Origin of the sequence: Octadecabacter arcticus 238 (assembly GCF_000155735.2) — a bacterium.
GTDB classification, from domain to species: domain Bacteria; phylum Pseudomonadota; class Alphaproteobacteria; order Rhodobacterales; family Rhodobacteraceae; genus Octadecabacter; species Octadecabacter arcticus.
Window position 1 is genome coordinate 1,763,348 of record NC_020908.1, and the last position, 20,516, is coordinate 1,783,863.

General features: G+C 54.2%; 14 protein-coding genes and 3 pseudogenes. 8 read left to right on the forward strand and 9 right to left on the reverse strand.

Features of this window, described 5'->3' with window-relative positions:
* Window positions 1-7: 7 nt before the first annotated feature.
* Window positions 8-1,075: an IS630 family transposase gene (locus OA238_RS09220; protein WP_015494958.1), complete on the reverse strand. Its 1,068-nt coding sequence runs from the start codon at window positions 1,073-1,075 to the stop codon at window positions 8-10.
* 89 nt (window positions 1,076-1,164) lie between these two features.
* Window positions 1,165-2,080 (reverse strand): annotated as a pseudogene (locus OA238_RS30025) (helix-turn-helix domain-containing protein); the annotation flags it as partial.
* Window positions 2,081-2,238: 158 nt separating this feature from the next.
* On the opposite strand from OA238_RS30025, the gene OA238_RS09240 reads away from it, so the two are divergent.
* Window positions 2,239-3,731, forward strand: a protein-coding gene (locus tag OA238_RS09240; RefSeq protein ID WP_085982746.1) for an IS3 family transposase whose coding sequence is annotated in 2 segments (ribosomal slippage) — window positions 2,239-2,689 and window positions 2,689-3,731 — 1,494 coding nt in all. Because the reading frame shifts where the segments join, the coding sequence is not laid out codon by codon here.
* Between the two features lie 646 nt (window positions 3,732-4,377).
* Entirely contained in the window at window positions 4,378-4,935 is a 558-nt protein-coding gene (locus tag OA238_RS09245; protein ID WP_015494961.1) for a hypothetical protein, read from the forward strand.
* A 152-nt stretch (window positions 4,936-5,087) separates the two neighbouring features.
* On the opposite strand, the gene OA238_RS09250 is transcribed toward OA238_RS09245, so the two are convergent.
* On the reverse strand, window positions 5,088-6,284 hold the full coding sequence (locus tag OA238_RS09250; RefSeq protein ID WP_015494962.1) for a hydantoinase/carbamoylase family amidase: 1,197 nt from the start codon (window positions 6,282-6,284) through the stop codon (window positions 5,088-5,090).
* A 976-nt stretch (window positions 6,285-7,260) separates the two neighbouring features.
* Here OA238_RS09250 and OA238_RS09260 point away from each other — a divergent pair.
* The 3 genes and pseudogenes from OA238_RS09260 to OA238_RS09270 all read left to right on the forward strand — a co-directional run bounded on the left by OA238_RS09260 (window position 7,261) and on the right by OA238_RS09270 (window position 10,826).
* Complete coding sequence (locus OA238_RS09260; protein ID WP_015494963.1) at window positions 7,261-7,881, forward strand: exonuclease domain-containing protein; 621 nt, start codon at window positions 7,261-7,263, stop codon at window positions 7,879-7,881.
* A 329-nt stretch (window positions 7,882-8,210) separates the two neighbouring features.
* Window positions 8,211-9,287, forward strand: a pseudogene (locus OA238_RS09265) (tyrosine-type recombinase/integrase).
* A 426-nt stretch (window positions 9,288-9,713) separates the two neighbouring features.
* Complete coding sequence (locus tag OA238_RS09270; protein ID WP_015494964.1) at window positions 9,714-10,826, forward strand: zinc-binding dehydrogenase; 1,113 nt, start codon at window positions 9,714-9,716, stop codon at window positions 10,824-10,826.
* A gap of 390 nt (window positions 10,827-11,216) precedes the next feature.
* Here the strand turns inward: OA238_RS09270 and OA238_RS09275 are convergent, their stop codons facing one another.
* Genes OA238_RS09275 through OA238_RS09300 form a run of 6 tightly spaced genes read right to left on the reverse strand, consistent with a single transcriptional unit; the run spans window position 11,217 to window position 15,829 of the window.
* Window positions 11,217-12,131, reverse strand: coding sequence for an aminotransferase class IV (locus OA238_RS09275; protein ID WP_015494965.1), 915 nt, complete (start codon window positions 12,129-12,131; stop codon window positions 11,217-11,219).
* A 13-nt stretch (window positions 12,132-12,144) separates the two neighbouring features.
* Window positions 12,145-12,921, reverse strand: coding sequence for an amino acid ABC transporter ATP-binding protein (locus OA238_RS09280; RefSeq protein WP_015494966.1), 777 nt, complete (start codon window positions 12,919-12,921; stop codon window positions 12,145-12,147).
* Window positions 12,922-12,925: 4 nt separating this feature from the next.
* The gene (locus OA238_RS09285) at window positions 12,926-13,591 is read right to left on the reverse strand and encodes an amino acid ABC transporter permease (protein WP_015494967.1); all 666 of its coding nucleotides are present in this window, start codon (window positions 13,589-13,591) and stop codon (window positions 12,926-12,928) included.
* Window position 13,592: 1 nt separating this feature from the next.
* Window positions 13,593-14,270, reverse strand: coding sequence for an amino acid ABC transporter permease (locus OA238_RS09290; RefSeq protein WP_015494968.1), 678 nt, complete (start codon window positions 14,268-14,270; stop codon window positions 13,593-13,595).
* A 24-nt stretch (window positions 14,271-14,294) separates the two neighbouring features.
* Window positions 14,295-15,122 carry a transporter substrate-binding domain-containing protein gene (locus OA238_RS09295; protein ID WP_015494969.1) on the reverse strand — a complete coding sequence of 276 codons (828 nt, stop codon included), beginning with the start codon at window positions 15,120-15,122 and terminating at the stop codon, window positions 14,295-14,297.
* A 29-nt stretch (window positions 15,123-15,151) separates the two neighbouring features.
* Window positions 15,152-15,829: a GntR family transcriptional regulator gene (locus OA238_RS09300; RefSeq protein WP_015494970.1), complete on the reverse strand. Its 678-nt coding sequence runs from the start codon at window positions 15,827-15,829 to the stop codon at window positions 15,152-15,154.
* 377 nt (window positions 15,830-16,206) lie between these two features.
* Here OA238_RS09300 and OA238_RS09305 point away from each other — a divergent pair, with 377 nt between their 5' ends.
* The 3 genes and pseudogenes from OA238_RS09305 to chrA all read left to right on the forward strand — a co-directional run bounded on the left by OA238_RS09305 (window position 16,207) and on the right by chrA (window position 20,216).
* Complete coding sequence (locus OA238_RS09305; protein ID WP_015494881.1) at window positions 16,207-17,121, forward strand: tyrosine-type recombinase/integrase; 915 nt, start codon at window positions 16,207-16,209, stop codon at window positions 17,119-17,121.
* A gap of 6 nt (window positions 17,122-17,127) precedes the next feature.
* Window positions 17,128-18,367 (forward strand): annotated as a pseudogene (locus OA238_RS09310) (IS91 family transposase).
* A 646-nt stretch (window positions 18,368-19,013) separates the two neighbouring features.
* Window positions 19,014-20,216: a chromate efflux transporter gene (gene chrA / locus OA238_RS09320; protein WP_015494971.1), complete on the forward strand. Its 1,203-nt coding sequence runs from the start codon at window positions 19,014-19,016 to the stop codon at window positions 20,214-20,216.
* Window positions 20,217-20,516: the final 300 nt, after the last annotated feature.

The following is a 20,516-nucleotide window of genomic DNA, read 5'->3' on the forward strand; positions in this document are numbered from 1 at the left end:
TTTCCCCTCAAATCACTTTGTATTCCTTGAGCGATATGACGCGGAAGTTGTCGGTGACGGTGTCGCGGAACTCTAGCCATTTTTCTCGCAGGGTCTTGCGGAAGAAGTCGAAAATGGCCTCTGTGAATTGGTTGAACGTTGCATAGTGCCGATTGTGGGTGACCCATTTGTGCATAACACCCCAAAGACGCTCGATCGGGTTGAGGTGCGGGGCATATGCTGGCAAGAAATGCAACTTCACCCGACGTTCTGGGCTGTCCAGCCATGGCTGTAGTATCTTGGCATGATGATAGCGGGCATTGTCGACAAAGACGTGGATGGCCGTCTTGGTTTGGTTGTTGCGTTCCAACTTTTCCAGCATCTGTCGGGTTGTCTGGGCATTGATCTTCTCGCCTTCCACAAAGGTGAACTGGAAAGTCTCAAGGTCAAGCGCGCCCTGAATGTTGAGCCGCTTGCGCCCTGATGTCGCCTTCAGGGCCGTCTTTTGTCCCTTGGGGAACCAACCATGGGCGGGGCGGCTCTGGTGTTCGGGGTGGACAGCGTCCGAAAAGACAACCATCTCATCTGCGGCCAACCCGTTCATCAGGGCCTCATATTTGGCAATAAACGCAGCCTGCTTGGCTTCATCGGCCTGTGCAGGCAGCAATTGTGGTTTCTTATACGCGAACCCCAGGCGGCGCATCAGCTTGGCGGCTCCCGACGTGCTGTAGTTTTGGTCGCACTCGGCTAGAACATAGGCACAGACCTCATCGGCATTGCGGGCAGGCTGCGCGGTGAAATGGGCTCTCACCGCCTGCTCTTGCACGACGGACAAATGACCCTGACGCTGGCTGTAGTCCTTCAGACCGAAAAACGATAGTCCCGCACCGGCAAAGGCAAATCGCCACTCCGTCAAAACTGTCGGGCCAATATCCAAAATCCGGCAAACCGTTCCGGCGTCTTCTCCTGCGTCCAAAAGAAGAAACGCGCGCGCCCGTTTCCAAACAAGGGCGTCAACTTTGCGGCGGCGGCAAAGCGCTTCAAGTGCTATGCGCTGCTCGTCGGATAAGGAGACTGTTTTGTATTGCTTGATCATAAACTCAAAATACAGACTGAACTGCCTTTGGCCATGCGACGAAGTGAATCGCAGGCCCAAAATCGTCAGGTCAATTCAGGCGCAGGAGTATAGGTAAAGTCAGTTTGCCAGAGTTGGTTGATGGCCGTGGTTTTGTCTTTGAACTCGCTCACGGCCTTGATAGGCTCAAATGATTTTCAATCAATCGCGCGAGATGAAGGCTCGGCTTGTGATTAGGTCGTGTGCCTAGAGAACGCGATAGACCGAAGCCTCTGATACAAAGTAACTTTCCTTGTCCGTGAAGGTTACGGCCAACTCCCGTGGTGACAGCTCCGTTTCTTCCCACGCCAAGTCCACGACCCTACGCCGCACCTCATCAGAAATGCGGTTCCAGACATGCTTTGGCTTGGGTGATTAATCCTGCAACCCAGCCTCACCACGCTGAAGATACCGGTCGTACCAGCGATAGAATGTGGTGCGAGGAATGCCCAACTTGGCCAACGTCAGACGTGCTGATAGATGCGTTCCTTCGACCAGCCGGATGATCTCCAGCTTCTCAGATGCTGGGTATCTCATTCTTGGTCGCCCCATCCATTGCCCGGCGGGTGATTGCAAAGCAATCTGCCGAGAGGGGCCTGTTATGCTTTTTTTAAGCAAGCGCAGTTCGAGCGTTTGCTCCGCTACAACTTCCTTCAGATCACGCGCCTCGCGGCGGAGGTCTTTGACTTCGTCAGTTGTGGCAGCCCACGCTGTATCGCCAGCAAGCCGCTTCTTGCCAGCTTCCATGAAGTCCTTAGACCATTTGTAATAAATGCCCTGTGAGATGCCTTCACGACGGCACAGCTCAGCGATGCTATCTTCCCCACGCAGGCCGTCAAAGACGATCCGGATCTTCTCTTCGGACGAATACTGTTTGCGCCCTTCTCATCGATATTTCGTAGCGACTGCAAGGCAGCGGTAGGCAAGCTTGATGTCTTTGACGATCTTCTCGCCAGGGCTTTTGCGTGTTCCAGTTGTCTGTCTCATCTTCCACTCCTCAGTGGTTATGATGAGCCAACAACACCCTCTAATCAAATAACGCTATTTGGAACCCATAAGCGCTGACGTCAGACCCCTCCGTGCCAATAAGCGTGAGACAATTGACTGGCTAAAGTTTACACTTGAGGGCGTAGGAGAACGAACCCATGGTTATGCCTTCACAATCACCACTTTCGCCAGATGCTGGATCTGGAGCCGTTTTGGCCCCGACGTCGCCTCCCCGCGTTGTTAATGCGCCGTTGGCTCCCACAGCGGAACTGACGAGCATCCCGAAGCGACGCAACTTCACAGCCAAATACAAACTGCGCATTCTGGATGAGACGGACCAAGTGGCAGACACTGGCGGGGTTTCCGCCATTCTACGGCGGGAGGGGCTTTATTCCTCTGCACTGACCGATTGGCGCCGTGTGCGGGCGGCCGGCACATTGGGTGCATTGCAGCCAATGCGCCGTGGCCCACAAAAGGCACCTGCCAATCCATTGCAAGCTGAGCTGGCCAAGGCCAACCGTGAGGTGACAGCCTTGCGGCGCCGTCTGGATCAGGCGGAAGCCATCATTGCCATCCAAAAAAAAGTGGCGGGACTTCTGGACGAGATGGAGCAGACGCAAGAGCGCAGCGGCAAATCATGATGGCCGTCGCGATTGCATTGCCCACCGGCAGCGGCTTGACCTCGGCTGTCTGCGCCGCGCTATCATTATCGCGCGCGAGCGTTCTTCGACAGCGTGCGGCGCTGACGGCACCACCACGCACACGCCCACCGCGCGCAGCGTCTTCGCGGGCTCTGCCGGAAAGGGAAAGAGACCAGGTATTGCACCACCTGCGCGAACCCCGCTTTGCGGATCAGACGCCCACAGAGGTCTTTGCCACCTTGCTGGATGAAGGCACCTATCTGTGTTCAATCCGCACGATGTATCGGATATTGGCCGCGCAGGGCGAAGTTGGCGAACGCCGCCGACAGCGCACACATCCCGTCTATCAAAAGCCTGAACTTCTAGCTGAAGCCCCCAATCAGGTCTGGTCTTGGGACATCACCAAGCTGAGGGGCCCGGTGAAATGGTCCTACTTCTATCTCTATGTCATCCTCGACATCTTCAGCCGCCGCGTTGTTGGCTGGCGCGTCGAGCACGCGGAGAGCGCCAGCCAGTTCAAAGAGCTGTTCATCGACGCGATGGAAAAACACGAGGTTCCACGCGATCAGCTGACATTGCATGCAGATCGCGGTGGGCCCATGAAGGCAAAGACGACAGCCCTGATGCTGGTTGATCTTGGTGTGCTCAAGTCCCACAGTCGGCCCCACACCTCAAACGACAACCCGTTCTCCGAAGCCCACTTCAAAACACTGAAATATCAGCCAGAGTTCCCCAAGAACTTTGAAACCATCGAGCAGGCTCGCGCATTCTGCCGCAGGTTCTTTGCATGGTATAACCAAGACCATCATCACGCCGGGATTGGTCTGATGACGCCCGACCAAATCCATTTTGGGCAGGCCCAAGAAATCTACACCGCGCGACAAGCAACACTAGACGCGGCATTCCTCGCCACGCCCGAACGCTTCGTACACAAACCACCAAAACCGCCTCAAATCCCGACCGCCGTCTGGATCAACCCACCAAAACCAACCGAAGAAACCCAAGCCTAAAGTCCAAAAGCCACTGTCTCAAAGTCGTTGTCACGTTCCGGACAGAGGTGGCACAAATAATACCAACAGCAAAAACTGCTTTTTGGAATGTATGTAGCATATCAAGTTCCTCCGAAGTTATTCAGGAACTACGCGTTCCCCCGCGACCGCTCCATCCCGCTTACCACATTCAGCTCGGTGTTTGGTTTTGGTAACTGAATTGTGATAGCTGCAGCTCCGTTCGAATCCAGTAAAGTTCTGGGCGGAATGCATTGACTATCAAGTGTTCGGCGAAGATCTGCCTCGCCCACTCAACCACTGTGCAACGCACAAACATGTAAGAGCCGACTTTGGCTGCTATCTAGAAATTGAAAGGATAGGCTCCATGCAGACTTGCGGCAGCCCAGCGCCAAGCCCAGTTTGGGGTGGCCTGAATGTCGGCTTTCACCCCCGCGGGATGGGTGGCTCGCGCTTGCAGCGAAAGTCCGCAATCCGCCCTTCATGTAAAAATGTGCATGGCGCAGTATTTATTACTAACGGACCAGAGCCGCCGTTGACCTCTTAACCTCGACGCTGCGGCTCAAGCAGTTATTGGTAAATGGGTTTCCACCAGAGAATCTCATGCATATTGTCACCCCAACATGCGTTATGGTGGGATAGAGTGGCGATGAGCAGCGCGAAGATTTCATGGAAAGACGTCAAGCCCGTGCTGGCTGGGTTTTCTTCGACCCAGTTGCTTGGGCTTGTGCAGGACTTATATCGTTTAAACACAGAGAACGCGTCGTTCATGCATGCTCGCTTTTTGATAGATGATACAAAGCAGGGCCATCTTGCCCCTTACATGACAAAAATTCAGGGTGCTATCAGCCCAAAGCAACCTTGGAAGCAGGATGTAAAACTGACCGAAGGCCGAAAAGCCATTAGTCAGTTCAAGAAAGCCAATGGCAACATCCACGACACGTTGACCCTCATGATCTACTACGTCAAATGCGGTAATGATTTCACACTTGAGTTCGGAGACATTGATGAGGGCTTCTATGATAGCTTGTGTTCAATGTTCTCGAGTGTTGTCCAAACTCTTCTGAAACAGCAAGATCAGGAGCTTTTTGCTGAATTTTTGCCCTCGCTTGAGGCAGAGTTTCAACGCGTTGATAGTCAAGTTGGTTGGGGATATCCCGATGAATTGTCAGATTACCTTTCCGACCTAAAGGATGCGTTTGAATAGCGTTTCAAGGTGGTGCGAAATATGAAGCCGGCATTGGGAGAAAGCTGCATCGCCATGGACGGCCTGAAGCCGACCTTGTCGTTAGTGAATAATATAAATGAGATGCGAAACGTCAGGGCTAACTCTCATTTACAGCTTTTGAGTGCTCGCAGCTAGCCAAGCGACGCTACAGCTTGCGCCAATACTTCAACGCCAGCCACTAAATCCACTTCATCGGTATCTTCTTCAAACGCATGGCTGATCCCACCGATCGACGGCACAAAGAGCATCGCAACTGGCATTAGCCGCGCCACATTGGTTGCATCATGCAAAGCGCCCGAGGGCATCAACCGCCAACTTCCTGGCGCGGCCACCTTCGCTCCATGCTCCAATGCCGCTTTTAATCTCATGTCCATAGCGACCGGCTCTAGCGCCCACATCGGGCCAAAGTGTACGCTCATGTTTCGGGTATCAGCAACTTCTTGCGCGGTATCACGGACAATTTTTTCCATCCGGATCAAACGATCCGTATCACCATCGCGCCACTGCATCGTGAACATGCCTTTGCCAGGCACAATTGAGGATGCATTAGGGTGCAATGTCACATGCCCAATGGTCCAAACCGTCATTGGAGTTACCACATTGCGCAACCTGTCATTGAGCAAAGTATTAAATTCAGCGATTGCTTGGAAAGCATCACGTCGCAAGTGCATTTGAGTCGTACCTGCATGATTTTGCTGACCTTCAAAGGTAATTGGGATCTCGCGGGTTCCAACAATCTTGGTAACAACACCGATCTTCTCACCAGCGGCATCCAGCGTAAGACCTTGCTCGATATGCAACTCAACAAAACCGCTGAACTGCGCTGGATCAACCCATCCTGTAACGCGCCCTGCGATCCCCTGACGCGCATCTTTGAGCGAAATACCATCATAATCCAGCTCAGTATCTGCATTCACAAGCAACGTCTTGCCACTCCAAACTGATGATCCCGTCAGTCCACCAAAGCGCCCCTCTTCATCCTGAAATGACACAACGGAAATCGCCGGCCCGCCTTCTTCGCGAGCCGCGCGCGCGACTTCCAGCGCAGCAATAACACCCAGTGCACCATCCAACCAACCACCCTCGGGTTGGCTGTCCGAATGAGACCCCATCAACAAAGATCGTCCCTCAGCCAAACCAAAGACATTGCCCATCGGATCAATCTGAACGCGTAAACCTGCAGCCTCAAACCGCTCTGCCAGCCAAAACCGGGCCATGATATCGGCATCAGAAAATGCGGGTCGCACTACGCCTTTGCCCACCCCAGACGCACCAAAGCCCCTCAGTGCATGCAAATCAGATAAAAAACGCGCACGATCAATTATCATTGCCAAAACCCATTTTATCTTTCAATTAATATTTCCCACGTAGAGTAATTCCCGATTTATGTAATCGGTTCTTACTCCAAAATAAAGTTCTTAGCATCCACCCGGAGGCACACTGAAGTGGTCCGTACATGCCCCCGCCCCATGATCAGGCAAATTAAGGCTATCGCGTTCGTTTAAGTGAACATGCAGCAGGCGGAACGTCTGCATGACAGCCCGTCACATTGTGATGAAAAACTCTGTGCGCATCGCCACCCTTGCTGGATGTTGCCGCGAAGGTCTGCAATCAGCCCTTTGTGGCAGAATTAATCGCGAAGCTTGAAGTGTTTGGGTCCTTTCCGGGCCTTTCCCTCACAGGGGAAATGCGCACCCCGCTTTTTTCGACACACACGAAATCTCACGAGTACCGTGCGGGGTTGGTGCTGTTGTTTGCAATTCGGATTGCCGCAATCGGATCAAGGATGATGCCTTCTGGTTACTAGAAGATGCGCGGGATGGAGAAGATCAAGTCGCCCGCCAGCCTTGGATTCAAGTCTTACTTAGGTGCTCCTAGTTTCCTAGACTACAAGCGCCTCCTGGACTCTCTATTCCACCTCAGCGGCCTTCGTTCGCATTGAGATTCTGCGTTTGAAATTGTCGGACAACCGGAGCGCCATTTGCGCCTGCTAATCGGCTGACAGCCTCATAGTTGGATAATTCCGTCAACTCACACTAGGCTGCATTGATCCCCATCCACTGACCCATGAGAGCCGCATCCACGGGTCCCAAACGAAACGCAATAACGGTCCCGGTGTTGGTGAGGATGGGGGAACATCAAATAGGAACGTACACCGCTAGGCATAGACACTTATAAGTCGACCTCCGGTGGATCAGTTATTGACTGAGCCCCACATTCATTAGATCTGACGTGCAAAAGATCGCGACGGACAAGATGCATCGCAGTGCGGGGTAAGAACGTTTCACAAGCGTAGGACAGCGAATGATGGACGTGTTGAACAGATTTGGTCATCTCAAGACGCCGCCTGCAGGGCCTTTTCGTTTTATCGCATTGGACGTCGAAACAGCGGGCAAAACGATCGGCGGTATATGCCAGATCGGGCTTTGCTTTGTCAGCAACACGGGGGCTGTGCAGACCTATTCAGTATTGATCGATCCCGAGGAACCATTTGAGCAGTTCAATACCGAACTGCATGGGATTTCAGCCGATACTGTTGCGGGCGCTGGAATATTTCCAATGGTCTATGCGGCTTTGTTTGACCTTCTGAACACGCACAACCTCATTCAGCACAGCACATTTGATGAAAAGGCCCTAACATCCGATTGCGCGCGGTATGGCTTGCCAATGATAACGTCACATTGGACCAACAGCGTCACAGTTGCCCGTCAGGCATGGCCCGCGTTGAAAGGAGCCGGCGGGCATGGTCTCGCAAACCTCAAAAAGCACCTTGGACTTGAGTTTCATCACCATGACGCTGGGGAAGATGCGCGTGCCTCAGCCACAGTCATATTGAGGGCAGAAGACGTTCTAGGTATGCCGTTGTCCCATCTCACCATCAATCGCCAGCTGGCGTTTCAGTTTAAAAACTGCTCAGGGGACTAGCCGCGATTGGCCAGATTGGCGAAACTGCACCGAAGCATTTAAATAGATCGTTAAGGTGCGGCCTGGGCAGTTTATTGCAGTCGTTTGTGCTTGTTAGCGAAACGTTGCCCATCGATGTCTTGACGCCCGCAAGTCCATGAAATATGAGTACTTTTGTTAAGTGGGTGTCTTGTAATGGTTAAGACCCCAGTTTTCCAAACTGGAGTTCTGAGTTTCCCTGACATTCTTTTTCATTCCTAGTCATTCAATTCATTGACTTATATCGTTCCTGCTGATGGACTGAGTATCACCGACATTCAGTTTATTTCCGACAAAAAGCAGACAAAAAAATGCCAAAGCTTTCCGAGACTTTTGCGAGCAGACTTCCCAATGCGCGGGCCGGTACGGACAAGTACTGGGATGCTGAAATCAAAGGGCTGGTGCTCTTTGTGGGGAAGCGCTCGAAGACCTGGTAGTTTCAGAAGGACGTTGGCGGCCAGACCAAGCGTATTCTGATTGGCCGGTTTCCCATCATCTCAGCGCAAGCTGCACGTCAGACGGCGCTTGGTTTTGCCTTGGAGATGGGCAGAGGGGCAGGGAAGGCGGCTCAGATTGGCGCGCCCACCTTGGAAGCCGCAATGGAAGTGTATCTGGCACGTCCAAAGCTGCGTTCTGAGACCAACAAGGTCGGGATGCGGGCCCAGCTTACGCTTCATCTGAAAGACTGGATGCGCCTGCCCCTGGACGAGATCAGCAAGGCGATGACAGTACGCCGTCATCACGACATGGCTGGATCGCCGTCAGCCGCCAATCATGTGCTTCGCAGCTTTCGCGCCATCTATAACCATGCTCGCCGGACTGGTGATCTGCCGGAATGCCCAACGATGGCAATCGAGTGGTTTGAAGATAAGCCGGACGGGCGGATTATTGAGAACCTGAAGCACTGGTGGAAGACGATTGATGATCTGCCCAATCCAATCCATCGGGTATTCTACGAGCTGCTATTGTTTACCGGCCTTCGCAAAACTGAAGTGTTCACCTTGAAGTGGGATCAAATACTGGAAGATCGGATTCATCTGCCAATGACCAAGAATGGCCGAAGCTTCGACCTTCCAATCTCGCAATTGCACCATGAGATATTGGCACCGCTTCGCCCTCTGAGCAGCGACTGGGTGTTTCCATCACCAAAATCAGAGACAGGTCACATCACGAGGCCGGTAAGGCTCAAGTATAATCCGCATATGCATTGCCGAACATTCGCGACGGTTGCGATGGAAGCAGGCGTGCTGGAGGAAATCGTAGGGCGGCTCCTGAATCACACTCCGCTGTCGATCACTGGGCAGAGATATGTGCGGCCGTCGTTGGATGCGTTGCGGCCGTCGATGGAGATTGCATGTGATGAATTATTGAAGCGGATCGATAGCTGAGCTGATCAGAGTGGATTTCTGGTTTGTTGCGCGTGACGGATAGCGGATACCTCAAACGGAAGAGGCCAAGGTTCGCTTTGCGGACTGAGATGCCGCTGAGGCTATGATGTCAAAATGGCGCTTCCGGCCCTAACCGGCAGTTCGCAAAGGGTCGCCACGCCACGCCGCAGCGTCCCTGAAGAGGACATTGACGAGTGAACGCAGCAATTTATTGGCCGATGTCCACTCATCGGACTAGGGGGCAGCCATCCCATCATATTGGTTGCAACAGTGCTAGGAGGTGTGTTCAGTGTGGGCGATTGCTGCTTCGATGCTTCTCGTGTTCGATAGAGTGCCGTAGGTTCGAGGTGTCTTTCAGTCCATTTGGCCAGGTCTTCGATCCGAACCGTTCTTTGCATCCTGAATCCGAAACCTGGAGATATCAACATGAGCACCACCGGCAAGCAGCTATTCACCACGCTAAAAAGCGATGGCACGCTCACCGTCGCGATCGAGGATGTGACCTTTCCTGACCCTACCGGCAATCAGGTACTCGTGAAAATGGAGGCGGCACCGATCAATCCGTCGGATCTCGCCATTCTCGCCGGTGCGGCCGATCTCGAAAGCGCCGAATATTCGCCTGGAAAATATGTCGCCAAGATGCCCGAGCCGTTCAACGCTGGGTCCAAGGCGCGGCACGGGCTAAAGCTTCCTGCCGGTAATGAAGGCGCGGGCACCGTCGTCGCTACGGGTGACGACGACAAGGCCAAATCGCTGATGGGACAGCGCGTCGCGTGTGTGCCGGGCAATGCCTACAGCCAGTATTGTATCGCCGAGGCTGCCATGTGCCTGCCGCTGGGCGATTATTCGGCCGAGGATGGCGCGAGCGGCTTCGTCAATCCCATGACCGCGCTTGGGTTCGTTGAAAATGCAAAAATGGACGGGCAGAACGCGATCCTGCATACGGTTGGGGCATCCAACCTGGGCCAGATGCTGACCCGCATCTGCAACGAAGACGGTATCGGGCTGGTCAACCTTGTACGCAAAAAAGATCAGGCCGAATTGCTCAAAAAACTTGGCTCAACCCATGTCGTCAATTCGTCGGATGATGACTTCATGAACCAGCTACGGTCCGCAATCGACGACACTGACGCCTTCTACGGATTCGATCCGATTGGTGGGGGGAAATCGGTCGACAGTGTATTCAAGGCTATGGAACAGGTCGCGGTCGACAAGATGACCGAGTATTCGCGCTATGGTTCCAACCAGCAAAAGCGCATGTTCATCTATGGGCGTCTGGACACTGGCCCGACGATCTTGTCGCCCAGTTACGGCTTTGGCTGGACCCTGTCAGGCTGGCTCCTGTTCCCCTTCATTCAATCGGTAGGAGCGGAAACTGTGGGACGTATGCGCAAGCGTGTTCTCGAGAACCTGACGACGACCTTTGCCAGCCACTACAAGAAACGGGTCGATCTCGAAGAGATGCTGACCAAAGAAGCCGTGACCGATTATCGCGCGATGAAGACGGGTGAGAAATACCTCGTCATGCCTTGGAAATGAGTGGCCCGCGCCAGGTCATGCGGACCTCAATGGGCGGTTCCCTGCGCTATAAGCGCCAGCTCTTCGCGATAGTTGACGCATAGCCCGACGCAATAGCAATATGGGTGACTTCAAAAGTCATCCGATCTCCCCGTCAAAGTTCAAATCGTTTTTCCCGAAGCGTGTAATTATGACCGGAAAAGTTTCTGTTCAAAGCTAATTCGTAAGGGCTGCTTCCGGCCCAAAGCCGACCTCCAACCATTTTCGGCGATGCTGCGGTGCGGCCCGTCAGAGCGGACTTTCGCTGCACGTGCGAAATTCGATGATGGGCGAACTCACAGTGTGCGGACTGAGCTGCCGTTCGCTGTCACCTCACCAATGACCGCTTTAAAGTTGTATCAACAGGCTCCGTCACTCCCCGATATAGGCACTGTACAGTTTTGCTAGTTCTTTCGTAACCGATCCTGGCAAGTCGTTACCGACTTTGCGTCCATCAATCATGCTGACGGGTGTAAGTCCGCCTAAGGTGCCGGTGACAAAAGCTTCATCGGCAGCGTAGGTTTCCGCAAGGGTGAAATCTTTTTCAAAAACTGGCTTTCCTGCGTCGCGCCACAACTTGATCACTTTGGATCGCGTGATCCCGTTGAAGCAGGTTGTGCCGGTCGACGTCCATAATTCTTCGCCACGGACAATAAAGAAGTTTGTCGAGTTACAGCTTGCAACAAAACCACGATCATCCAGCATCAGCGCTTCATCCGCACCCATATTGATGGCTTGCAACAACGCTTGGATGAAGTTCAGCCGAGAGTGTGAGTTTAGCCGCAGATCAAAGACATCAGGCGTCGAGCAGCGCACAGTGGACGTCAGCAATTTTAGCCCACTCGCCTTCAAGGCGGCATTGGGCTGCTTGTATTCGGCAACAATAACGATCGTCGCTTTGCCAATGATAAACCGTGGATCCTGATTTGGCGTGGATTTCAAACCGCGCGAAATCATCATCCGGATATGGACGCCGTCCTCCATCTTGTTGTGGTGTAGCGTTTTCCAGATTTCGCCAATCAGGGCGTCACGGTCCATTCCTATATCAAGTTGGATGGAATTTGCACCTTCATAGAGCCGTACCATGTGTTCATCGACGGCCAGAAGATTGCCTTTCACGAGGCGTATACCTTCCCAAACGCCATCGCCCAGAACGAACCCGCTGTCAAAAACGGGGATCATCGCTTTGTCGCGGGCGAAAAATTGTCCGTTCACGTAGATTTTGGCGGTGTCATTGCGGGCATCTGGGGCGTAGCTTTGTGAGCTGTCTTTACTGGCGTCGTTCATGTGTTGGTCCTGTTCAGAATTCAAATTGTTTGTGACGTGCCAGAAAGGCTTGCGTGCGGGGGTTTTGCGGGTTCTTGAGGACTTGTTCGGGCGGTCCTTCTTCCTGAATAACCCCGTCGGCCATGAAGATCACACGGTTGGCCACGTGATATGCAAACCCGACCTCATGGGTGACTAGCAACATAGTGCGACCTTCATCAGCGATCCCACGGATCACATTCAAAACTTCGCCCACCAATTCGGGATCAAGCGCGGATGTCGGTTCATCAAACAACATCAAATCGGGAGCAAGTGCCAATGCACGCGCAATGGCGACCCGTTGTTTTTGACCACCAGACAAGCGTGACGGGTATTCATTGGCTTTTTCCGCCAACCCAACACGGGCGAGTTCTTCGTGGGCACGGGTTTGTGCACTTGCTTTGTCCATGCCCTGCACAATACGCAGGCCCTCAATGACATTGCCCAGGACCGTCATGTGGGGGAACAGGTTGAATTGCTGAAACACCATCCCGACCTTTTGGCGCACCTTCGTTAGTTCAGCTTCGGGGTAGTGGCGTGGTTTGCCCGCGCGGACCGTTCCAATGGTTTTACCGGCGTGCGTAATCTCACCATCTGATGGGGTTTCCATAAAGTTTAGGCAACGAAGGAACGTGCTTTTGCCTGATCCGGATGCGCCAAGGATTGCGATACAATCGCCTTGCTTCACATCGAGATCGATGCCGCGCAGAACGTGGTTGTCGCCAAACGACTTGTGTAGATCGCGAATGGTCAGAATGGGGTTTTCGGACATCAATTCAGTCTCCCTTGGCCATGCGTCGTTCAAGCACATAGGTCGCGCGCACGATTGGATAGAGGATTACAAAAAAAGCAATTGCAACAACGGTGTAGGCTTCGATCGGGTTATAATTGACCGATGCAATCAGCCGCGCCTGATGCAGCACATCAGCGTAAGCAATTGCCGAAGCAAGCGTTGTCATTTTAAAAATTTCGATGCCGCGATTTGTAAGCGCTGGAAGCATCCTGCGCACAGCTTGGGGCAGAATGATCCGTGCCATTATTTCGCGGTGGCGCATGCCAATCGCGCGCCCTGCTTCCCATTGGCCGGGATCAATGGATTGAATACCACCGCGAAAAATTTCTGCCGAAAACGCCGCAGAGTTCAGGGTGATGCCAAGCGCCGCCGCCATCAGCGCCGAAATCTCGAATGGTGCGAGGATCGGAAAGGCGAAGTAGAACCAAAATATCTGGACAAGGACCGGTGTGTTTCGGAAAAATTCGATAAAACAAGCCGCGGGCCAGCGTAGCCAGCGCCGCACCGAGTAGCGCGCCAAACCCATCATCAGCCCAAGGGACAAACCCGTCACAAAGCATATGGCGAAAATGCGCACTGTATTGATCAGCCCTGTCCACAGCGCCGCGCGATATTCCCAAACAGACCCAAAATCCCAGACATAATCCATATCAGCGCACCGTACTGTCGCCGCTTACGGCAAGACGGCGTTCGACCGCTTGCACGCAAAGGCTAAGTCCAAAGATAACGAAAAAATAAATCAACGCCGTGACGGTAAACACCTCAATCGGTCGAAAGGTTTTCTGGGCCAATTCATTGGCTTGATAAAGCAAATCCGCATAAGAAACGGTCGCGACCAATGTGGTGGTTTTCATCAGCTCGATTGCGCGTTCCGTAAAGGCCGGGATCATCCGTTTGACTGCCTGCGGCAGAATAATCCGACGCATGGCCTGTGGCCGCTGCATACCGATCGCGCGGGCCGCTTCCCATTGGCCTTTCTCGATTGAGACAATACCAGCGCGAAACACTTCCGCAAAGAATGCCGAGGACTGGATGGAAAATGTGATGGCCGCCGCGAGATAGGGCGTCATCTGGATATCCATTAGGATCGGCAGGGCGAAAAAGAACCAGAATAGCTGTACAAGTGGGGGCGTTGTTCGAAAGAACTCGATCACAAATCCCGCAGGCCACGCAAGCCAACGCCGTGGCGATAGCCGTGACAGTGCGAGGATCAAGCCCAGCGGCAGCCCGAAGGCCAGCGCTGTGCCCGTGATCGCCAACGTCCCGAGAAGACCCTGCCACAGCAGGTCCGAATTCTCGATGACGGAGGTGAAGTCCCATTCATACATAATCTGTTCGCCCTGCCGGTTCGGTTACAGGCGTTCGCGCATGATCGCGGGAACAGTTGCCGGATCAAGGCCGAAGTCTGACAAGAACTCTTCGTACCACTGCTGGGTCTGGCCGCTGGTGTAGTACCCGTCGATCTGCTCGTTGACCCAATCTACGAAGGCAGTGTCACTTTCCTGACGAACAGCAACCGAAGACGGACGCGATTCAACCGGTTGTGGCACAACAATCTGGCCTGCTCCAAGTTTCTGGCGTGCCGCGATCAGCGGCGGGTGGAATAGCGTTACCGCATCTACGCGACCGGCCTGAAACGCGGCGATGGCTTCTGCATTGCCTGGAAACCGCTGAATATCTGCGTTTGGCGCATTTTCTGTCAAAAACGCATCCATGCTGGACGCTTGTGGCACAGATATACTGATATCGGGGGAGTTCAGGTCTTCCCAATTGGTGACTTCAAGATCATCGCGCGCCAATACGGCCAGCGAATAATACAGCAGCGGTGTTTCTGGGAAATTCACCGCTTCTTTGCGTGCATCCGTCGCGTCGAGGACGAACATCATGTCGATGCGATTGGCCTGAAGGGCGGCAACGGCTGTGCCCCAGGTCACTTCGACAGGTTCAAATGTAACGCCCAGCGTTTCGGCCATCGCTTCGCCCATGGACACGCCCAAACCGCCTGTCCATTCACCGCTGGCGATGTCTTTGGAATACCATGGCGGGGCCTGCGTCACGCCAACACGCAACACGCCGTTGTCCATCACTTGGTCCATTGTGCTGTCTTGGGCTTGGGCTGTTGTGCCCCCTGCCATGACCGCAACGGCAGCAGCCGCCGCCAACATCATACGTCTATTCATGTCCATCTCCTTGCTGGTTTATAGTTATTTTACTTCGCCTTGGCCGCATTGCGGGTTTGGACAAAGGTTTTGGTCGTTTCCAATCCACGACGCATATGATCGCGCAGCTCGTCTTTCATTGCGCTGAGACTTTCACCCAACGCAAAGCTTACATAGTCATCGTGGCTTTCGCGTTTGGGCCCGGTCGTGCCGTGCGCGCGGTGATGTGATGCCCAATACATTTGAAGATGTCCGCGCAATCCCGTCCATGTATTCAGAAGAATTCGATTGCCAGAATGCTCATAAACCAGCCCATGCAGATCAAGCTCGGCCTCGATAGCGGCAACGTGATCGCCCTGATCCACAGCCGTTTTCAGTGCGGCGTTTCTAACCAGGAGCTCAGCCTTAAACTGTTCGCTACGGTGCGGCCAAACGGCCTCGAACGCAAATTGTTCAAGGCAGGTCCGCATGGCGTAGATATCGTTGATATCCTCAAGTGAGATATCGACGACGCGTGTGCCAGTATATGGAACGTTGACCAAAAGCCCCTCATCAATCAATTGACGCATCGCCTCGCGTAGCGGGCCGCGACTTGCGCCAAGGCGAAGTGCAAGAGTACTTTCGACCACTGGCGCACCCGGCTCTAGCTCGCCCTTAAGAATGGCACGCCTTAGCAGTGCTGCGATTTGCGCGCTCATCGTCTCACGTTTCAGGGGGGATGCGATCATATGGTGTCCTATGCTTCAAGACATCGTCAGTGATCAATTGAAGATTGTCAACAATCTTGTAGCTTTAGTTTCCTCGTCGCAAATGCGAGGAGCGATTGGATGATTGCAACTTGGAATTGGTATTGCGGATAGTTATGATTTTTGTCGGTGGCGACATACTCTAAGTCGTGTCATCATCGTGTTGGTTTCAATCCTCTAAAGCGGACCTTCGTGCATCGTGCAGCATTAGTCACTTTGGGCTCAGGCACTAAATCGCTCCGCGATAGGGGCGCTTGCTGCGGGTGTAGGGCTTAACAGGGATTTGTTGCGCGATTCTAGATTTTGGGTGTGTGCTGTTGGTCGAGGTGATTTTGCCTCGATTGACAGAGGATATTCCGATGAACATTCAACAATCGACACCAACGACGCCCCTTCGTGCGCGCATGATTTCCGATATGTCAGGGCGCAATCTCGGCCCTGCATCACAGAGTAGTCACCTGCGCGCCTGTAAGCGTTTTGCGGCTTGGTTAGGGCGCTCGCCAGAGACGGCCACGCCAGACGATGTGAAGTATTTCCAACAACACCTGATCGAGAGCGGCGTCAGCATCTGCACCCGAAACCAAACGATGACAGGGGTCAAGTTTCTGCTCCGCGTGACCCTTCGACGGCATGATCTTGTGGCCGAGATCTTCCATTTGAAGGAACCGGTGAAAGTGCCACTGGTGCTGAGCAAAAAGGAGATTAAACGCATTCTGGCTATGGCTCCGAGCCTGAAGGCGCGCGTGATGTTGTCGCTGGCTTATGGCTGCGGGATGCGTGCGGGCGAGGTCGTGCGGCTCAAAGTTGGTGATATTGATAGCGATCAGGAAATCATCCGCATCGTGCAATCGAAGGGGCGCAAGGATCGCATCGTCATGCTGCCTGTCGATATTTTGAGCCTGCTGCGCGACTGGTGGAAAGAACGGCCGACCGGTCAGGACAAGGATGTTCCTGCACCCGAGCGGGTCCTCTTTCCCGGCTATCGCGGCAAACACCTCTCAGCGCGACAGATATCGCGGCTATTTAAAGAGACCGCGCGGGAAGCCGGGATCACCAAACCGGTCACGCTGCACACGTTGAGGCACAGTTTTGCAACCCATCTGTTGGAGCGCGGCGTCGATATCCGAGTGATCCAAGCCTTGCTCGGGCATTCCAAACTGACAACTACTGCGCGCTATGCCAGCGTTGCCACGGGCATGATTGCGGCAGTGGACAGTCCGCTGGATGATCTGAATGGAGCCAAGCGGAAGAAGGGCAAGCCTAAGCCTTCATAGGCCACCATGCCCAGTCGATCACTGGAGGTCGCGGATATCTTCCGTGACCATGGTGCTGCTTGGCGTGCCGCAAACGCAGGACACATCAGCCTGAACCAGTTCAAAGTCATGAGTGCGATTGAGCGCTGTCGAACCGCGGCGCTTGGCGGTCATGTCGCGCGCTGCGCCGACTGCGCGCATGAGCATATCGCCTACAACTCATGCCGCAACCGTCACTGCCCAAAATGCCAGGCGGGTGCAGCGAAGATATGGCTTGCGGCACGTGAGGCTGAACTGCTGCCTGTGCGGTATTTCCATCTGGTCTTCACCTTGCCAAAGCAGATTGCTGACATCGCATATCAGAACAAACGCGAGATCTATAATCTTCTGATGCGGGCAAGCGCGGACACTGTGGTCAGAATCGCCGCTGATCCTAAACATCTGGGGGCAAAGGTTGGCATAACGTCGGTCCTTCACACTTGGGGCTCGGCGATGACCCACCACCCCCATGTCCATATGATCGTGCCGGGGGGAGGGCTTTCGACAGATGGTTCAAAATGGATCGCCTGCCGCAAGAACTTCTTCCTGTCTGTCCACGTTCTATCCCGCTTGTATCGGCGGCTCATTCTGGAAGGGCTGGCCAAGCTGCATAAGGCCGGGAAACTGCAATTCTTCGGCGATCTCACAAACCTTGCAGATCGAAATGTCTTTGACACTTTCCTGCAACCGCTGCGTAAAATCGAATGGGTGGTCTACGCCAAAGAACCCTTCACCGGGCCAAAAGCGGTGCTGGCATACCTATCGCGCTACACACATCGGATTGCCATTTCAAACAGCCGGTTGATCCGTTTCGATGCGCAAAACGTCACCTTCCGCGCCAAGGACTATCGCCTCAAAGGTGCGGGCCGCCACACGACCATGTCCTTATCCACAAATGAGTTCATTCGCCGGTTCCTGATCCACAAATGAGTTCATTCGCCGGTTCCTGATCCACGTGCTGCCCAGAGGCCAGCACCGCATCCGACATTATGGGTTCTATGGGAATAGCAACCGCACGGCCAATATCGCGCGGATCCGGCAACTGCTGGGGGCCAAAACCCCTCACAAGGAGCACGATAAAGGCAACACCATCAACGATGCAGATGAACCTCCTCGTGTTCTTGCTCTGCCTTGCCCATGTTGTGGCGGGCAGTTGATAATCGTCGACACAATCGCACCAGCCCAACATCCCAGAGCGCCGCCAAAAACACAAAGGGCTGCTGCATGACGCGCGCGCCGCACATCACGAACGACACCCTCGGCCGCTCGCTATATCTCCTGCGAACCAATCGGCATGCTTTGATCAAGCGATCAGCGTGGCAAAACATGGTGACGCCGACAAAATACCGTGAGTTTCAACCAACAGCAGGCAAAACCGGCGCTGCGCTTAACTCAATGCGCCCCGCCAAACTGGCCTGTCAGCTCCGGGCGAAAACACACGCATTGCGCAAATCCCCATAGCAACAATCGATCCACCCAGACCAACCCCGCGATTTCCCGCTTGAGCGCTTCTCCGACGCCAGGCAATGTTCCGCGTCACCCAAACCTCGCGCGTGGCGTCCGAGAAACCTACACCAATTGCGGCCCTTGGGGCAACGCGCAGCGAATGTCGGCTATGAAGGTAGAGGCAAAAACGTTCAACAACCACTTGGGTTTTGAACGGGGTTTGTGGCAGCGTTAAATGAGGACTTTTGCAAGCGTTCCACAAACGAGCGTTTTTGGTGCGGAAAAAACTGTCATCGCTCTGACTCCAACATAACGATGGTTTCAGGGTAAAAGCTGTTTTCAATTAAATTTCTAAATGGTTTAAGACGTTTAGGCGCTGTCACAAGTACCGAAAAATTCGGGGGCTGCTTCATGAGGGCGGACAAAAAATGAGAGAGGCCGAGAATGCGACGCCTCAAGGGACGGCGTGCGAGGTTTTTCGTGCCTTCCTGAAACTTGGCCTCACGTCATTCGGCGGCCCCATCGCGCATCTGGGATATTTCCGGGACGAGTTGGTCATCCGCCGAAAGTGGATTGATGAGGCGGGTTATGCCGATCTTGTCGCGCTCTGCCAGTTCCTTCCCGGCCCCGCGAGTAGCCAGGTCGGGTTTGCACTTGGCCTATTGCGTGGCGGCCCCCTTGGGGCGTTGGCCGCATGGGCTGCGTTCACCCTTCCTTCAGCCCTGCTTCTGGTCTTGTTTGCCTTTGGCGCTTCCGCTTTCGATGGACCGGTTGGTGGAGGGCTGATCCACGGCCTCAAGGTCGTGGCCGTCGCCGTTGTGGCACAGGCCGTCTGGGGAATGGCGCGCAGCCTTGCGCCCGATCGCGAGCGCGCAAGCATCGCTCTTGCAGCCGCTCTGATCGTGATCTTCGTGGCAGGCTCGATTGGGCAAGTGGCCGCTATCCTCATTGGCGGTATCGCGGGTCTCTGGCTATGCCGCGCCGCCCCCAGTTCCGCAGTCGGACACCTGACGTTTCGCGTATCGAAACGAGTGGGGGCGATGTCGCTGGTGCTGTTTGGCCTCCTCCTGCTCCTGTTGCCCTTTGTTGCCGGGATAACGCAGGGCGTTGCCCTGTTTGACTCCTTCTACCGGGCAGGGTCGCTTGTTTTCGGCGGCGGCCATGTCGTGCTGCCCCTCTTGCAGGCTGAAGTTGTGACGTCCGGCGCGGTCAACAATGATGCCTTCCTGTCCGGATACGGTGTGGCCCAGGCCGTGCCAGGGCCACTTTTCACCTTCGCTGCCTATCTCGGTGCGGTCATGGGGCAGGGGCCAAACGGTCTTGTCGGGGCAACTATCGCACTTTTCGCGATTTTCCTGCCGGGCTTTCTGCTTCTAGTTGGCGCACTGCCCTTCTGGGACGCGTTTCGGTCGCGCCCTGTCGCACAGGTTGCGATGCGGGGCGCAAACGCCGCTGTCGTGGGGATCCTCGGGGCGGCGCTCTATAATCCGGTTTGGACGAGCGCTATTGTCACGCCCTATGACTTCGCGCTCGGCCTGACAGGCTTCATCCTGCTTACGGTCTGGAAGGCGCCGCCGTGGATCATCGTTGTGCTGATGGCATCCGGCGGTGTCGTGCTTGGCCTGCTCTGAGCATGATGGGCTTCAAAATGGATGTTCGGTGTAGTCGATAGATCGACCAAAAACGACCGTTTGTTGAACGGCTTCACCGAAGCGGACATTAGCGCACTTGCAGCGAAGGTCTGAAAGATCCGCAGAGAAGACCTCAGGGCCCACCTCCGCGAATGACCGCAATCCGCCCTTTGTGGCAGAATTTAACGTGTAATCTTGAAGTGTTTGGGTCCTTTGCGAGCCTTTCCCTCACAGGGGAAATGCGCACCCCGTTACGTGTGACAGACGGAAATTTTGTAAGGTTATGATTTGGGTTCTTGT

Coding starts and splice junctions, on each gene's coding strand:
- OA238_RS09220 (WP_015494958.1), bottom strand. CDS start 1,075: ATGATCAAGCAATACAAAACAGTCTCCTTATCCGACGAGCAGCGCATA.
- OA238_RS09245 (WP_015494961.1), top strand. CDS start 4,378: ATGAGCAGCGCGAAGATTTCATGGAAAGACGTCAAGCCCGTGCTGGCT.
- OA238_RS09250 (WP_015494962.1), bottom strand. CDS start 6,284: ATGATAATTGATCGTGCGCGTTTTTTATCTGATTTGCATGCACTGAGG.
- OA238_RS09260 (WP_015494963.1), top strand. CDS start 7,261: ATGATGGACGTGTTGAACAGATTTGGTCATCTCAAGACGCCGCCTGCA.
- OA238_RS09270 (WP_015494964.1), top strand. CDS start 9,714: ATGAGCACCACCGGCAAGCAGCTATTCACCACGCTAAAAAGCGATGGC.
- OA238_RS09275 (WP_015494965.1), bottom strand. CDS start 12,131: ATGAACGACGCCAGTAAAGACAGCTCACAAAGCTACGCCCCAGATGCC.
- OA238_RS09280 (WP_015494966.1), bottom strand. CDS start 12,921: ATGTCCGAAAACCCCATTCTGACCATTCGCGATCTACACAAGTCGTTT.
- OA238_RS09285 (WP_015494967.1), bottom strand. CDS start 13,591: ATGGATTATGTCTGGGATTTTGGGTCTGTTTGGGAATATCGCGCGGCG.
- OA238_RS09290 (WP_015494968.1), bottom strand. CDS start 14,270: ATGTATGAATGGGACTTCACCTCCGTCATCGAGAATTCGGACCTGCTG.
- OA238_RS09295 (WP_015494969.1), bottom strand. CDS start 15,122: ATGAATAGACGTATGATGTTGGCGGCGGCTGCTGCCGTTGCGGTCATG.
- OA238_RS09300 (WP_015494970.1), bottom strand. CDS start 15,829: ATGATCGCATCCCCCCTGAAACGTGAGACGATGAGCGCGCAAATCGCA.
- OA238_RS09305 (WP_015494881.1), top strand. CDS start 16,207: ATGAACATTCAACAATCGACACCAACGACGCCCCTTCGTGCGCGCATG.
- chrA (WP_015494971.1), top strand. CDS start 19,014: ATGAGAGAGGCCGAGAATGCGACGCCTCAAGGGACGGCGTGCGAGGTT.